The organism is Sediminibacterium sp., from assembly GCF_030695065.1.
In the GTDB taxonomy this organism is placed as follows: Bacteria; Bacteroidota; Bacteroidia; order Chitinophagales; family Chitinophagaceae; genus Sediminibacterium.
This window is the reverse complement of record NZ_JAUYTR010000023.1, coordinates 91,150-106,609: the sequence shown is the minus strand read 5'-3', so window position 1 is coordinate 106,609 and position 15,460 is coordinate 91,150. Positions and strand designations below refer to the sequence as shown.

Here is a 15,460-nt window from a genome sequence, read left to right as displayed (position 1 = left end):
GACTATTGATTTGTTTTATTAATCCAGTCGCTAATTATTTGAAGGGCTGCCGGTGAAAAACTTTCCTCAATTGAATCATAAGTTTGTTCGGGGCTGGTACAGTTTTGAAATAAATGATTCAAAGAAGGCAATATGTAAGCTTCAAATTTTTTATTCTTTGCTTTTGTTAGGGCTTGTTTGATTCCGCTTATATTTTCATCTGCTTTTACTTGAATATCTGAAGCGCCGTTAAGTGCTAATACAGGAATTTTTAATTTGGATAAATTTTCTGTGGGATCATAATTCATAAAAAATTGTAACCAAGCTAAGGCAGGTTTAAATTGACTTAATAATCCAAAGTAAGGTTCAATTCCTTTTACAGTAAATAATTTATTTTCATCAACCGAAGGATTGGTTTGCTTCCAACTAGTATAGGTTTTTTGCATACTGACTTTAATAGAGTCTGCTTTGGTACTGTATCTAAAATGCGAATTCATTTCATTAACCAACGATGCTGCTATTGCATACTCTGCATTAGCTAGGTTAGGCCGAATAAAATTTCTGCGCATTTGGTAATTCCAAATTTCGTGACCCGGTATTCCTGGCCCTGCTAATAAGGTTATAAAAGCAATCTGTTTATTGGTAACTGCCACCATTGGAGCAATAGCTCCACCTTCACTATGTCCTATCAATCCTATTTTTTTAGTATTGATTTCTGCTCTAGTTAATAAATATTGAAGGGCCGCTTCTACATCTTTAGCAAAATTTTTGCTGGTTAATGATTGTGGGTTAGGACCCAAGCTGGTTTTACCTGCTCCTCTATCGTCTACTCTTAATACGCCAATGCCCGCCTTAGTTAAATGATCGGCCAATACCCAATATATTTTGTGATCAAACATTGATCCGTCGCGGTCTTGTGCTCCACTTCCTGAAATCAATATGACAGTTGGAAAATCTTTTTTATTTTTTGGTAAGGTTAATGTTGCTCCAAATTCAACGGTTTTATCTGTATTCGTAAAATTGACTTCTTCACTGTAATAGTCAAAAGGTGCTTTGGGTGTTTGGGGTCTTAGAGTTGGTTTTGGTGCTTCTAGTTTAACGGGTTCATTGGATCTTGTAAGTACAAGGGCAGTATTAAAATTGCCTTGTTGAAATAGGCCATCTATTAAATCTGTTCCATTCCATTTTCCTTTATAACTCCCATTGATTGCAGGAATAGAGATGCTGATACTATCATTCTTTATTTGTGTTGATCCTGTTTTAATACCATATGCATTTTGTACAGGGCTGTCGAAAATGGCTTCCCATTGCTTATTGGTTTGTTTTATATGAAACACCAAGGGTAATTTATTTCCTCCGGCATCTATAATCCCTTTCCAAGAACCACTCACAGTTTGCGTGTTTCCTGTATAATAAGACAGAATAAATACTATTAGGCTAATTATATTTTTGATTTTCATTTTTATGCTTTTAATTTTTTAAATAAGCGAATTGCACAGTCGAAAGAGAAAGCATTCAAAATTACAACTGATTCATCGTCCCAAAATCAGCATCTTTTGATAAGTCTTTTATTAACTTTAATAAGCGTTCTACTAATACGGGCCCGCACCACCGTCTAGTATAGCCAGGAAGGCCAAATTGTTCAATTGAAGTAAATTCCCATGGATGAAAATAGAGACAGAGATAACCGTCTTTTGCTAATGTTTGTTTGCACAATTGTAAATACAATGCATAGGGCATGTTCTTGAAACTCAACCAGAATAAGGGAATCCGGATGCCAGGGCTTACCGATGCAGGAATTCTTTTAACTCCTTCTTCGTAATAAGCTGTTCTTGGCAAATGGAAATTATTATATCTGCCTGGTAACCAAGTGGGGTTAATAGAAGAGTCATATTGATAACCAGCTGCCAATACATCTTTCATTAATACCGGGCGCATTCTTGGCATTCTTAAACCTGTTACTTTTTGTTGGGTAATTTCTTCTAATCTTAGCCTAGATTTTAGTAAATCTTCGGTTGCATATGCAGTATGATAAAAAGTATGTGAAGCAATTTCATGTGATGCTGAAAGTTGGTTGATTCTTTCTGGAAAATGATTGGCAAAATTGGCTGTAGTAAATAATGTGCTGGGAACAGCATCTAATATGGGGGCAATTGCATTTAGCCCCTCTATGCCAATACTCATTTGATCTTGAACCGAAATAGCATGCTGATATTCCAATGGCATATCAAACTCTTCTACATCAAAACTCATGAATACCTTTCTGCTCATTTTCACAAATTCGTTTCTTTAACCAAATAATGTGGTCTACTCTTGCTTTGCATAAATAGTTTGCCTAAATAAAGCCCAATGATTCCTAAAATCATCAGCTGTAATCCCCCAAAAAAAGCAATAGCGGCAACAATGGATGCCCAGCCTGAAACTGTTTGTCCTTGATAGAAACTATAAATGATATATGGAATGTATAAAACCGAAAGAAAAGCAAAACTAAATCCAAGGTAGGCAGCCATGTACAAAGGTTTAGTACTAAATGAAGTAATACCCTGTAAGGCAAATCGAACCATTTTTTTGATGGTGTATTTTGACTCGCCCGATAAACGTGCTGCCGGATAATAAGCTACTCCTGATTGACTATAGCCCATCCATTTTACCAATCCTCTAATAAACAAATCATGTTCTCTAATTTGTTTGAAAGCTTCCACTACTTTTCGATCCATTAATCTAAAGTCGGCTGTTCCTTGTTCCAACTCTATATCTGACATATTATTGATGATGTCGTAAAATATGGCAGAGGTTTTTCTTTTTAGTAATGACAAATCAGTCTGTTCCTTTCGAATGGTATAAACAATATCGTTTCCCTCTTCCCATTTTTCTAGCAAAATGGGAATTAAATCTGGGGGATGCTGTAAATCTGCATCCATCATAATTACGCAGTCTCCATCGGCAAAATCTAAACCCGCTTTTAATGCATTCTGATGACCAAAGTTTCTAGAAAGACTAATAAAATGAATATGATTATTGATTGTAGCTTCTGCTTTTAATGCTGCTAATGTTCCATCTGTACTTCCATCGTCTACAAATAAAATACGATAATCATACATCAAAGGAGCCATAATATTTTTTATAGCTCCAGCTATCACAAGCACATTTGATTGCTCGTTACATGCAGGTATTACAAATGCGACCATCTTGCTCATTTTGCAGGAATTTTAGGCAAATGAATTTTCCAACAACTGATTACTATCCAGCACCAGATGATGAAACAAGGTAAAGCTTTCAAAGAATAAGCTAGTATAAAATTGATTCTAATATAGGGTGGTATTATGTCGGTTGGAGATAATATGGTTAATAAAAATAATAGCCATAGGATTGCTTTAACTGCCGTTGAAATAGGCTGTTGTTGGGTAATAAACCAAAGAGCGGCCCCTGTTACTGCAATTACAAATGTGGGACTTTCTGCTGCTGAACTAAATATGACCACAGAAATTAATACCAGTGCTAAATAGTTTAATTTAAAATAGGGCTGTTCTTGATTTTGATTTTTTAATAATGGGATACCAAATAATATTCCTGCAATAGCAATAATGGGAAAATCAATGGGCCCGTAATATTTAAATATTCTGCGGATCATTCCAGGAACAGAAATATCTTGCATACCCGCTGTTCTTGAATTATCAATGTTTTGCTGGTTTCTTCTAATGATTTGGTAATACCAATCTTCATAGCTTTGAACAATATAATCGTAACTAGAATAGAGAATTGGAGCTGCTATTATTATGGTTAACCATACCAATAAAGAAATAATAAACTGAAATTTATTTTTAGAAAAAAAGAAAAAAGCCAATCCTGCAACTCCATATAATTTAGTGAGAATGCCCAAGGCAATAAATAATGTTGCTATCCAATCTTTACCACGTAGCGTAAATACAAAAGTGAAAATGAAAAATGCTGTAAACATCGGATTGAACTGAACACTATGAATAGATGTCATCATTTCAATCACGATAATCCAGTACAATATTATTTTTTGTTTCTCTTCTACTGGGAGCATTTTAAGTGCAATAAATAATGCAGCTGCATTTGCCATGGCCCATAAGAAGCATCCTATATAAGTAGGTAGTAAAGCAAAAGGTGCAATCACTAGGGAGAATGCAGGACCATAATTATTGAATGAAACGTATTCGTCTGGATAATAGCTAAACAAGTATTTCTCTTGCACTACGTGTTTGAATACTCCTTCAAATATTAAGTAATTATCAATTCCTGTAAGGCCTCTGCTCATTTCAGAAACAACAGCAATAGCTGCCAATAAAAACCATATACAATAGATTAGGTAAACCGATCCAAATTTGGCTGTTTCCCATTTATGAAAAATGATTTTCTCCAATTTTGAACTCATTCACTTTCTTTTTTAAAAAATACCATAATGGAAACACCTGCAGCAAATCGAAATCCCCATTTTATTAAATAGTAATCAATGGAGAAAATTCCTGCTAACAAGTTATTAAAAAATCCTTCAGTACCAAAAATGGCATGGTCAGATTCTACTGTCCCTTTTTTAGCCCCCTTTAATTTACTCATTCCTTTTGCTAGTAAGCGATATGCAGCAATGGGTATAAAAAGTATGGAATTGAAATAAGTTTGATAAACAATTTTGCCTGGGTGTTTTTTTAGTAATCCAAGCAGTTGAGTTTTGGTATACCTTCTATGGTGTTGATTAATTACATCATGTTCCCCCCATAAAAAAGCATAAGCAGGAACGGTTATAGCAATATGTCCACCGGGTTTACAAACTCGCATCATTTCTGATACTGCTTTTGTGTCGTCTTCTACGTGTTCAATAACATCAAAAGCGCAAACTAAATCATAACTATTATTACCAAAAGGCAATTCGGTAATGGATCCCTGAATAAGGGGAGTGCTCAAAAATGTTTGGGTATAATTGCAACATTCTTGGTCATATTCCACCGACATGACTCCCCCAAACTCGGTGAGCATATCAGAGGTGGTTCCAGTGGCTGCCCCAATATTTAATGACTGAATTTCCTCGGGTTTTTTTAGAATATGGCGGATTCGATCCCTCAGAATCCTTCTTCTAACAGTAAACCACCAGTTTACCCTTTCTAAATGATAATATTCTTTAAAGTATTGTTGGTCCATGTTGTTTTTGGGGGGACTTGCAAGTAACGAAAATTCTACTACAATTTAAGAGAGGCATACCAGCTAAAAAATTTACTTTTGCCCCTCTAAATTTTTATTAATATGAGTAAAGGACCAGTTTCTCAGTTTGTTGAGCATCATTATAGACACTTCAATGCGGCTGCTTTAGTAGATGCGGCAAAAGGGTATGAGACCCATTTATTAGAGGGAGGAAAAATGTTGGTGAGTTTGGCAGGTGCTATGAGCACAGCTGAGTTGGGTATTAGTTTAGCCGAAATGATTCGTCAAGATAAAGTGGCTATCATTAGTTGTACTGGTGCCAATTTAGAAGAGGATATAATGAATTTAGTGGCACATAGTCATTATAAGCGTGTTCCTAATTATCGTGATTTAAGTCCTCAGGAAGAGTGGGATTTATTAGAGAATCATTACAATCGGGTAACCGATACTTGTATTCCTGAAGAAGAAGCTTTCCGTCGTTTGCAAAAACATATTTACAAGGTTTGGAAAGATGCAGACAATGCTGGTGAGCGTTATTTTCCTCATGAGTTCATGTATAAAATGCTGTTAAGTGGCGATTTGGCTCAGTATTATGAAATTGATCCAAAGAATAGTTGGATGTTGGCTGCTGCTGAAAAAAACTTGCCTATTGTAGTTCCAGGTTGGGAAGACAGTACCATGGGAAATATTTTTGCTTCTTATATCATTAAGCAAGAATTGAAAGCATCTACTATGAAAAGTGGTATTGAATACATGGTTTGGTTAACCGAGTGGTATCGCGCAAACAGTGCAGGTAAGGGCGTAGGGTTCTTCCAAATTGGTGGTGGTATTGCTGGAGACTTCCCCATTTGTGTGGTTCCAATGATGTACCAAGATCTTGAGTGGCATGATGTGCCTTTCTGGAGCTATTTCTGCCAAATTAGTGACTCAACTACTTCTTATGGATCTTATTCTGGAGCTGTTCCCAATGAAAAAATTACTTGGGGTAAATTAGATATTCATACTCCAAAATACATTGTTGAAAGCGATGCAACTATTGTAGTGCCTTTAATTTTTGCGTATTTATTGGGCTGGTAATATAAAATATAAATTTAATATAAGCCTCGATTGATTCAATCGGGGCTTTTTTATTGTTTTTATTAAGTAAAATATAGATAATGGCTATAAGGTTAGAGATATTCTTGACTTTAAGGCCATTTTACGCTGTTTAATTGAATTTTAATGTTTAAACCTTTAAGATTTTTTTAACAATAAAGCAAAAATAGGTATATTGAAATCTTAATATTCTTAACCAAAACCTAAACAAATGAGAAAAATTTTGTTGTTAATGCTGGGTTTTATTCTTTTTACGAATATCACTTTTGCGCAAAAAACAACGGTTAAAGGAAGGATTACAGACACCAATGGTGTGGGCGTTCCTTCTGCTACTGTTAAAGAGAAAGGCACCAAAAATGCAGTAAGTGCCGATGGGGAGGGCAATTTTACTATTTCTGTATCTCCCAATGCAACCCTGCAGTTTACTGCTACTGGTTTTGGGATGGTAGAATTAAAAGCTGACAAAGCTTCTTCTGTAAGAATGAAAGAAGAAGTGGATAACCTTAGTGAAGTGGTGGTTACCGCACTAGGTGTTAAAAGAGAAAAGAAAGCATTGGGTTACGCAGTGCAAGAAGTAAAAGGGGAGAACTTAACAGTTGCCAAGTCCTTAGATATCAGTACTTCTTTGGCGGGTAAAGTAGCAGGTGTTCAGTTAGTAGGTTCACCTAGTTCTTCATTTGATAATGCCGATATCTTAATTCGTGGTGTTACTGGTTTAGGACCTCAAGCGCCCATTTTTGTAGTAGATGGAACCATTACCAATCAGTCTGCAGTAATTTTGGATAATATTGAAAGTGTTTCTGTATTAAAAGGACCTGCATCTACTGCTTTGTATGGTCAACGTGCTGCAAATGGTGCAGTAGTAATTACTACAAAAAAAGGATCTCGTAAAAAATTCACTAGTGTAGATGTAAACTTGGGTTTAACTTTTGAAAAGTTGGCGCTACTGCCTCCTTATCAAAATGATTACGCGGGTGGATATTCTTCCTCATTAACTTCTGCAGGAACTTCATTTGATGCACAGGGATTTTATTTATTTAAATACAATCCTGCTATACATCCTGCATCTTGGGCTTCTTTCAATGGTCAACGTATGCTAGAATATGGTGCCGATGAAAGTTGGGGACCTAAAATGAACGGAGACAATTACCGTGCTTATTGGAGTTGGTATCCTGGTTCAGAGTTTGGTCAACAAACACCCTTAACTGCTCAACCTAATAACGTAAAAGACTTTTTTAGAACTGGTGTAAATAAAAATAATTCAGTTGCATTTTCTTCAGGTGGTGAAGGATATAATTTCAGAATGACTTATGCCAATCAAAATAGAAGTTTGATGATTCCAAATGCTAGCAGAGATCAACATCAGTTGGCATTGAATGGTTCATTTGATATTGGCAAGTATATTACTATTTCTACAGACCTTACTTATACTACCAATAGTACTAAAGGAAAGCCTGCTGAAGGATATCGTTTAGATGGATTAAATATTACACAGAATTTTAACCAATGGTTTCAGCGTCAATTAGACATGAAGCGTATGGTTAACTACAGAGAGCCAGATGGTAGTTTGAATTCATGGAATATTGGTGATCCAAATGCAAGCGCAGATATCAAGGTTTATGGAAGACCTCAGTATTGGGACAATCCTTACTTTATGGTAAATGAAGCATTCTCTACGCAAGCTCAAAACAGGTTGACTGGAAATATTGGAATGAATATCAAAATTAATAAGCACTTGAATATTCAGTCTTATGTAAGGGCCAATAATTATGATAATGAAAATACAGGTAGAATGCCAACAGGTGCATTAACCTTAGATTATTTTAATATTTCTCAAGACCGTTATTCTGAAATGAATTTTGAAACTAATATCATGTACAAGAATAAATTCGGTGATTTTTCTGTAGATGGTATGGTGGGTGGCAACGTTCGTAAGAACAGCTACAGTGCATTATCAATGGGCACACAAGGTGGATTAAGCTCTCCTAATTACTTTGATATTGCTGCATCTATTTCACGTCCTTCAGTTGGTCGTTCTTATGAAAAGAAAACAGTGAATTCTGTTTTAGGAAAAGCATCTATTGGTTGGAGAGATTTATTGTATGTAGAAGCAACTTTAAGAAATGATTGGTCTTCTGCATTACCATCACAAAGTAATTCTTATTTGTATCCTTCATTAAGTACCAGCTTTATTTTTACCGAATTGGTTAAAACAAGTTGGTTAACTTATGGTAAATTAAGAGCGTCTTTTGCTAGCGTAGGTTCAGACTTAGGAGCGCATGCGCTAAACTTAGCAATAGGAAATGGTTCTTTTTACGGAACCAATCCATCTGCTACAATTGGTAACCAATTTAAAGGTGGTGGAATTAAACCAGCTTTAACCAAAGCCTATGAGTTTGGGGTTGAATTGCGTTTATTCAAGAAGATTGGTTTAGATGTTACTTATTACCAGAATAATAATACAGATCAAATTTTGGGTATAGATGTAACTCCTGCAAGTGGATTCTCTACTGCTCAAATTAATGCAGGTAATATTCAAAGTAAGGGTATTGAAATTACCCTTAGTGGTAAACCAATTGAAACCAGAAACTTTAGCTGGGATGTTACTTTAAACTGGGCTAAAAACCAGAACAGCATTAAAGAATTGGCTCCAGGCATTAATACCTATTTATATGCAACCAATCGTTATGATACTCGTTTAGAACATAGAGTAGGTGGGGAGTGGGGCACTTATTATGGTAGAAAATGGAGAACAGATCCAACAACTGGTCAAACTTTAATTGATGCAACTGGTCAACCTTTGTATGATATAAACGTGCCAATTGGAAATGTACTTCCTAAGTTTACTGGTGGTATGTTCAACTCATTTAAGTACAAATCGTTTGATCTTACATTTGGAATTGATTTCCAAAGTGGTGGTTTATTCTATTCTGAAACCAGAAACTTTAATACAGGTGCTGGTCTTTCTCAAGAAACTGTTGGCAAAAACGATAAAGGCAATGATTGGAGAGATTATCCTGGTGCATATACTACCGCTGGTGGTAATACTGGTGCTGGTGGTATCCGCATTCCTGGAATTTTTGCAAATGGTGCATTGGCAGGAAAAGAAAATAACCGTTACATTTCTGCAAGAGCTTATTGGTATACCGCACGTCAACGTGATGCAAGCAATGTTTTACTAGATGGTTCTTATGTTAAATTAAGAGAAATTAGATTTGGATATACTATTCCAAGTTCTGCACTAAAATCGCTTCCATTTGTTAAGTCTGCTAATATTGGCTTTATGGTACAGAATGCCTGGTTAATTTGGGCTACTACCAAAAAGTGGGGTGTTGATCCATCTGAGTTAGAAACTTTCTATCGTGAAGGTGGTCAGTTATCTTCTACCAGACAATTTGGTGTAAACTTAAGGGCATCATTTTAGTAAACGAATTCAGTAAAAACAAAAAGACATTTTATGAAAAAAATATTAATCGTTTTTGGTTTGCTGGCTACGTTACAAAGTTGTAACAAGTTTGGCGATACCAATATTTCTCCAGCACAATTAACTACAGCTTCTACCAAAGCGTTGTTAACGAATGCCGAACAAGCATTAAGCACTTATGTAACAAGTGCAAGATTAGGCTCTATGTATATTCAGCATATTTCGGAAGGCCCTTATCCTGGTTCTTCTTTGTATAGTGATAGAAACTCCAGTTTTGCTGGATGGTACACAGGTCCATTGTACGATTTACAAACCATCATTAATTATAATAATGCTGGGTCTTCTTCTGCTAATGGAAATGGTTCTAAGAATAACCAAATTGCTGTTGCTCGAATTTTAAAAGCGTATTACTTTTTACAAATGACCGATATATGGGGAGATATTCCTTATACAGAAGCATTACAAGGTGATAAAAATTATGCGCCTAAATACGATAAGCAACAGGACATTTACACTGCATTATTTAAGGAGCTTACCGAAGCAGTTGCACAAATTAATGAGTCGGAGGCTGCTGTGGTAGGAGATGTTTTATTAAATGGCAATATGGCTGCATGGAAGCGTTTCGCCAATACAACCAGAATGGTTATGGCAATGCGTATTTCAAAAGCAGATATAGCAAAAGGCAAAACAGAATATGCTGCTGCTGTTGCTGCAGGTGTTATTACTAGCAATGCACAGAACATCAGTTATAAGTATATTGCTGGTGATCCTAATAACTATAATCCTTGGTATAACAACTATACTATTAGCAATCGTAATGACTACGCTATTAGTAAAACCATGACCGATTATATGGATCCAAAAGCCGATCCAAGATTACCTGTATTTGCTGAAACTTTGGCTGGTGGTGTAATCAAAGGATTACCTTATGGTAGAAATGTGGCAGTAAATATTCCTGCTGCTTTCAGTAGAATTGGTGCTGCATTTAGAAACCAAGATGCTCCGCTTACTTTACATAACTATGCACAGGTTTTATTTATGCAAGCAGAAGCTGCTAAGCTAGGCTATGTGGCAGGTGGCGACGTAGAAGCAGAGGCAAAATACAAAGCCGCTATTAAAGCTTCTTGGGAAATGTACGGTGTATTTAACCAGGCAAAGTATGATACTTATACAGCATTACCAGAGATTGCTTATTCTGCAGTAGATGGGCATAAGAAAATCATGACCGAAAAATGGGTACACAATTATTTAGCTAGTTATGAAGCTTGGAAAGACTGGCGCAGAACTGGTTTCCCTGTATTAACTCCTGCTGTTGATGCAGTAGATTCAAGAGGAATTCCAATGCGTTTAGGTTATTCACCAACCGAGGCTTCTTTAAATCCTGTTAACTATGCAGCTGCTGTTACTGCATTAGGTGGAAAGGATGAGAACTATGGTTTAATGTGGTTGGTAAAATAAATATTTTGCAAGTTTAATATTCACGATTGTTTGCAATTAAAAGCCCCGGACTAGAAATAGTACCGGGGCTTATTATTTTGTGTTTAACAGTTATATTATCTAGCAGGCATTGTTAAAGGGATATCTCTCTTTAACATCTCGTCTCTATTTGCCATATCCCATGCAGTATAGAATACGAGCTTTGCTCTTTTTTCCATTAATTCAAAGTTGATTTTGTCAACTGTATCACCTGGTTGGTGGTATTCTGCTTTTAACATTCCATCGTAGAAAAATAAAATTGGAACGCCTTTGCGTGCAAAATTGTAGTGGTCGCTTCTGTAATAAATTCTGTTTACATCTTTAGGATCATCGTACTTGTAATCTAAAGTCATATTCAAATGCTTAGCATTCACGCCCTCATTAATTTTTGCTAAATCAGAGCTTAACTTATCGTGACCAATTACATAGATATAATTGAGGGTATCAGCAGTTTTTCTTTCTGTATCTACTCTTCCAATCATATCGGTATTTAAATCAACAGTGGTTTTATCTAAAGAAAAAATTGGATGTTCAGAATAATATTGAGAGCCCCAAAGGCCTTTTTCTTCTCCAGTTACTGTCATGAATGCCAAAGTTCTACGAGGCTTGTTTCCTTTTTTAGCTGCTGCTGCAAAAGCTTCTGCCATTTGCATCACACCTACGGTTCCAGAACCATCATCGTCTGCACCATAATAAATCACGTCTCCTCTTTTACCCAAGTGATCGTGGTGTCCGGTCATGAAAACGTATTCGTCTTTTTTGTCGGTTCCTTCAATAATACCGATCACATTACTGGTTTCTAGAGTAGTTGATTTTTTATCGGCTGCAATGCTTAATTCAGCAACATATTTTCCTTTGGTTAATGCGGCTAATGCAGCACTAGAAAGTTTCGCTGTTCTTCCAGCTAAAGCTGAAGCCATTTCTTCTGATACAGTCACCATCATAAAAGGGGCGCCAGTAGGCTTATTCATGTAAATATTTCCTTTTACTGGAGTAGCTGTTTTGCGAGGAAAATCTTTTGACACTAAAACGATACCTGTTGCACCTGCTGTTCTAGCTGCTGCTGCTTTGGCTGCGCCTGAAATTGGGCTTGGTGTTCTTGATCCTGGTACAGGAGCTGGGGCTTTATATCCTGCTGGTGCGCCGTCTAAAATCATCACTATTTTGCCTTTTACATCAAGGCCTGCATAGTCATCTATTGAAGCAGCTTTATCTACAATGCCGTATCCAACAAAAACCAATTCTTTAGAACTGGCTTTGCCATTGGCAATGGACTGTAAAGACATCATATAGTCTTTGTCCCAGTTATACAATTTTCCATTAACCCTTAATTCAATACTAGACAATTCGTCTTGGTATACATTAAAATATTGTTGGTAGCTATTGCCATTACCAGGCTTAAGTCCCATTCTTTTGAATTCAGATTCAATGTAGGCAGCGGCTTTTCTTTCGCCTGGCATACCAGTTTCTCTTCCCTCCATTTCTGGTCCTGCCAAAATGGTCAATTTTTCTTTCATTGAAGCGGGGGTAATTAATGCAGCAAACTTGGTTGATGCATCTTCTTTTTGTCCGTATGCAATTCCAGTTGAAAGGAACATTGCACCAAACAGGATTTTTTTCATCATGGCTTTTTGGTTTAGTTACAGCTAATTTTATTCACTCTGCTGGCGTGTCTACCGCCTTCGAATGAAGTATTCATAAAAAGATCAATCATTTGTTCTGCCAGAGGCAATGCTACAAACCTTGCAGGTATGCAGATGATATTGGCATTGTTGTGAAGTCTAGATAATTCAGCCACATCATTCTGCCAACAAAGTGCCGCCCTAATACCTTGGTGTTTATTTGCGGTAATGGCTACTCCATTAGCACTTCCACAAATCAATATACCAAAACCTGCTTCACCCTTTTCTACTGCAGCTGCAGTAGGATGTGCAAAGTCGGGATAATCTACAGAATCCAATGAATAAGTTCCATGGTCGGTAACTTGGTAGCCTTTTTCGGTTAACCAAGCAATTAAAGCAGATTTATACGCAAATCCTGCATGGTCGCTACCAATTGAAATGGGTTTGGAAGCATCAAAAACATAAGCCATAAAATAATCTTTAATGTGAAGTATATAGGTTGATTAATCCCACTCTTTGTCTTCGTCTTTTTCTAATTTCTTAAATACTCTTGCAGAAACCAGAATGCTTAATTCATATAATAAGAATAAAGGAATGAACACAATCAATTGGCTCATCCAATCTGGACTTGGGGTAATAAATGCGGCAACAATTAAAATAATTACTACAGCATACTTACGGGTAGCCCTTAAAAAGCTGGGGGTGATGATTCCAATTTGGGTTAGAATATAAGCCAATACAGGCAATTCAAATGCCAATCCACAGCCTAAAATAATATTGGTTAAGTTGTCTAAATAATCAGAAAATGTTGGTCTGGTTACAATCATATTCTCTGTACCCAATTGAAATCCGGCCAAGAAGTTAAAGGTGAAAGGCCCCAATAAAAAATAACCAAAAGCCGCGCCACAAAAGAAGAAGAATGAAACCCAAAAAATAATGAAACGAGTATTTTTAACTTCTTTTTCTTTTAAAGCTGGTTTAACAAAACGCCAGAATTCCCAAAAAATATAAGGGAATGCCATAATGATACCACCTACAATGGCCATACTAATAGTACTTAAGAACTGGCCACCAAAAGTGGTACTCTGCATGGTTACTTCAACTGGGGGCATACACAATGCATCCCCAATTTTTAACCAATGACTAAAATCGCACAATGCTTTATAGCTAACAAAGTCTTTATTGATAGGGCCAACAATGATATTATCAAATATCCAGTTGCGATATATGAATATTAACAACGCCATTACCAAAATGGAAATGACCGAACGAATAATATGCCCTCTTAATTCTTCAAGATGATCAATAAATGACATCTCTTCTTTTTCTTCTGTTGCTTTTCTATTAAATAGTGCCATGTTTATTGTAATACTTTCATCTTAACCATTTCTATTCTTCTCTCAGATACAGTTAAAATATCAAACTTGAAATTATTGATGATAATGGTTTCTTTTTGTTTTGGGATGGTTTCATGTTCATTGATAATGTAACCACTCAATGTTTCTGAATCACTAGCAGGAAAATTGAGGTTGTATTTTTCATTCAAATAATCCAACTCCATTCTACCACTAAAAATAAATTCGTCTTCTGCTAATTGTTTCTCTACAAATTCCTCTGTATCGTATTCGTCTTGAATTTCACCAAAAATTTCTTCTAATAAATCTTCCATAGTTACTATTCCTGATGTTCCGCCAAATTCATCTACCACCCATGCAATGCTTTTTCTTTCTTTAGTGAATTTATTCATCAAATCGGTAGCGCTCATGCTTTCAGGAACCGCTACAATTGGGTGAAGCATTGCTTTTACACTTTCTGGGCGATTAAATAAATCTAACTGGTGAATATAACCTACAATATTATCTATGCTGTCTTCGTACACCAGCAGTTTACTTAATTTGGTTTGAATAAATAGATTCCTGGCTTCACCAATTGAGTCTATTACTTCAAGTGCAACTATTTCTGTTCTAGGTACCAAGCATTGCCTAATCTTAACTGTAGGTAAGCTTAATGCATTTTCAAAAAGTTCCGTATTTAATTCTTGATTTTCGTCGTCTTGGTCTTTGGTTTGTTGAAAGAAATGTTCCAAGTCAATTTTAGTAAACGCTTCGTTTTTATCTTTCACTCTTACATTAAAAATGTATTTCAAAATCCATTGAGAAATGTTTACGAATAAGTTGGTTAATGGAAGAAATAAATGATGGAAAAAATTAGCAACCGGAGCAAATACAAATAATAAGCTATCACTCTTTGCTCTGAAAATTGCTTTAGGTAAGAATTTTCCAATAACCAAAACCACTAGGGTAGAAATTAAAGTATCAAAAGCCAGTTTTAATAAGTTGTTTTCAATTTGAAGGGGTAACCAGATGCCCGTTTTAAGCAGCTCGTCAAAAAGCAAACCATAGATTACTAAAAAAACATTGACTCCTATTAAACAGGTTCCAATAAATCGGGCAGGAGATTCTATGAATTGGGCCAAAATAGCACCGCTTCTTTTACCCTGCTTTTTCTTTAATTCTATGCTCAATCTGTTGGCAGTTACGAATGCAATTTCATACCCCGCAAAAAAGCCGATAAAAAGCAAAGTACCCACTATACTAAGAATGGTATAGATATGCGTCATAATGAGCCAAAGTTAAGGTATATACAATAACAAAGTACCCCGTGGAAACGGGGTACGATACCGACTTAACACATGAGAATCGGC

Annotated in this window: 12 protein-coding genes; 3 read left to right on the top strand and 9 right to left on the bottom strand. The window is 36.1% G+C overall.

The annotated features are described in order from the left end of the window. Nucleotides 1-2 precede the first annotated feature (2 nt). The 5 genes from Q8S25_RS11240 to Q8S25_RS11220 form a co-directional block, all read right to left on the bottom strand. Nucleotides 3-1,439 (bottom strand): S9 family peptidase, encoded by a 1,437-nt coding sequence (locus Q8S25_RS11240; RefSeq protein ID WP_305537774.1) that lies wholly within the window; start codon nt 1,437-1,439, stop codon nt 3-5. A 61-nt stretch (nt 1,440-1,500) separates the two neighbouring features. Continuing rightward, on the bottom strand, nt 1,501-2,250 hold the full coding sequence (locus Q8S25_RS11235) for a polysaccharide deacetylase family protein (protein ID WP_305537773.1): 750 nt from the start codon (nt 2,248-2,250) through the stop codon (nt 1,501-1,503). A gap of 2 nt (nt 2,251-2,252) precedes the next feature. Then, a complete protein-coding gene (locus Q8S25_RS11230; RefSeq protein ID WP_305537772.1) occupies nt 2,253-3,176 on the bottom strand; it encodes a glycosyltransferase family 2 protein in 924 nt (307 codons plus the stop codon). Then, nucleotides 3,173-4,378 carry a glycosyltransferase family 87 protein gene (locus Q8S25_RS11225; protein ID WP_305537770.1) on the bottom strand — a complete coding sequence of 402 codons (1,206 nt, stop codon included), beginning with the start codon at nt 4,376-4,378 and terminating at the stop codon, nt 3,173-3,175. The genes Q8S25_RS11230 and Q8S25_RS11225 overlap by 4 nt, the downstream gene beginning before the upstream one ends. Beyond that, nucleotides 4,375-5,139 (bottom strand): bifunctional 2-polyprenyl-6-hydroxyphenol methylase/3-demethylubiquinol 3-O-methyltransferase UbiG, encoded by a 765-nt coding sequence (locus Q8S25_RS11220; RefSeq protein ID WP_305537768.1) that lies wholly within the window; start codon nt 5,137-5,139, stop codon nt 4,375-4,377. Before Q8S25_RS11220 ends, Q8S25_RS11225 begins: the two co-directional genes overlap by 4 nt. Before the next feature lie 102 nt (nt 5,140-5,241). Between Q8S25_RS11220 and Q8S25_RS11215 the strand changes: the two genes are divergently transcribed. From Q8S25_RS11215 to Q8S25_RS11205, 3 genes are all read left to right on the top strand, one after another. Then, a complete protein-coding gene (locus Q8S25_RS11215; protein WP_305537766.1) occupies nt 5,242-6,216 on the top strand; it encodes a deoxyhypusine synthase family protein in 975 nt (324 codons plus the stop codon). Between the two features lie 229 nt (nt 6,217-6,445). Further along, the gene (locus Q8S25_RS11210; protein WP_305537765.1) at nt 6,446-9,658 is read left to right on the top strand and encodes a SusC/RagA family TonB-linked outer membrane protein; all 3,213 of its coding nucleotides are present in this window, start codon (nt 6,446-6,448) and stop codon (nt 9,656-9,658) included. Nucleotides 9,659-9,691: 33 nt separating this feature from the next. Continuing rightward, nucleotides 9,692-11,116: a SusD/RagB family nutrient-binding outer membrane lipoprotein gene (locus Q8S25_RS11205; protein WP_305537764.1), complete on the top strand. Its 1,425-nt coding sequence runs from the start codon at nt 9,692-9,694 to the stop codon at nt 11,114-11,116. A 95-nt stretch (nt 11,117-11,211) separates the two neighbouring features. On the opposite strand, the gene Q8S25_RS11200 is transcribed toward Q8S25_RS11205, so the two are convergent. From Q8S25_RS11200 to Q8S25_RS11185, 4 genes are read right to left on the bottom strand one after another with little or no spacing between them, the layout of a single operon-like run. Further along, nucleotides 11,212-12,759, bottom strand: a complete 1,548-nt coding sequence (locus tag Q8S25_RS11200; RefSeq protein WP_305537763.1) for a M28 family peptidase — start codon at nt 12,757-12,759, stop codon at nt 11,212-11,214. A gap of 11 nt (nt 12,760-12,770) precedes the next feature. Next, complete coding sequence (gene rpiB, locus Q8S25_RS11195) at nt 12,771-13,226, bottom strand: ribose 5-phosphate isomerase B (protein ID WP_305537762.1); 456 nt, start codon at nt 13,224-13,226, stop codon at nt 12,771-12,773. Between the two features lie 33 nt (nt 13,227-13,259). After that, a complete protein-coding gene (tatC, locus tag Q8S25_RS11190; protein WP_305537761.1) occupies nt 13,260-14,114 on the bottom strand; it encodes a twin-arginine translocase subunit TatC in 855 nt (284 codons plus the stop codon). A 2-nt stretch (nt 14,115-14,116) separates the two neighbouring features. Beyond that, nucleotides 14,117-15,376 carry a hemolysin family protein gene (locus tag Q8S25_RS11185; RefSeq protein ID WP_305537760.1) on the bottom strand — a complete coding sequence of 420 codons (1,260 nt, stop codon included), beginning with the start codon at nt 15,374-15,376 and terminating at the stop codon, nt 14,117-14,119. Nucleotides 15,377-15,460: the final 84 nt, after the last annotated feature.

What these genes read in the sequence shown, in the direction of transcription:
- Q8S25_RS11240 (WP_305537774.1), bottom strand. Translation starts at nt 1,439, where the DNA reads ATGAAAATCAAAAATATAATTAGCCTAATAGTATTTATTCTGTCTTAT.
- Q8S25_RS11235 (WP_305537773.1), bottom strand. Translation starts at nt 2,250, where the DNA reads ATGAGCAGAAAGGTATTCATGAGTTTTGATGTAGAAGAGTTTGATATG.
- Q8S25_RS11230 (WP_305537772.1), bottom strand. Translation starts at nt 3,176, where the DNA reads ATGAGCAAGATGGTCGCATTTGTAATACCTGCATGTAACGAGCAATCA.
- Q8S25_RS11225 (WP_305537770.1), bottom strand. Translation starts at nt 4,378, where the DNA reads ATGAGTTCAAAATTGGAGAAAATCATTTTTCATAAATGGGAAACAGCC.
- Q8S25_RS11220 (WP_305537768.1), bottom strand. Translation starts at nt 5,139, where the DNA reads ATGGACCAACAATACTTTAAAGAATATTATCATTTAGAAAGGGTAAAC.
- Q8S25_RS11215 (WP_305537766.1), top strand. Translation starts at nt 5,242, where the DNA reads ATGAGTAAAGGACCAGTTTCTCAGTTTGTTGAGCATCATTATAGACAC.
- Q8S25_RS11210 (WP_305537765.1), top strand. Translation starts at nt 6,446, where the DNA reads ATGAGAAAAATTTTGTTGTTAATGCTGGGTTTTATTCTTTTTACGAAT.
- Q8S25_RS11205 (WP_305537764.1), top strand. Translation starts at nt 9,692, where the DNA reads ATGAAAAAAATATTAATCGTTTTTGGTTTGCTGGCTACGTTACAAAGT.
- Q8S25_RS11200 (WP_305537763.1), bottom strand. Translation starts at nt 12,759, where the DNA reads ATGATGAAAAAAATCCTGTTTGGTGCAATGTTCCTTTCAACTGGAATT.
- rpiB (WP_305537762.1), bottom strand. Translation starts at nt 13,226, where the DNA reads ATGGCTTATGTTTTTGATGCTTCCAAACCCATTTCAATTGGTAGCGAC.
- tatC (WP_305537761.1), bottom strand. Translation starts at nt 14,114, where the DNA reads ATGGCACTATTTAATAGAAAAGCAACAGAAGAAAAAGAAGAGATGTCA.
- Q8S25_RS11185 (WP_305537760.1), bottom strand. Translation starts at nt 15,376, where the DNA reads ATGACGCATATCTATACCATTCTTAGTATAGTGGGTACTTTGCTTTTT.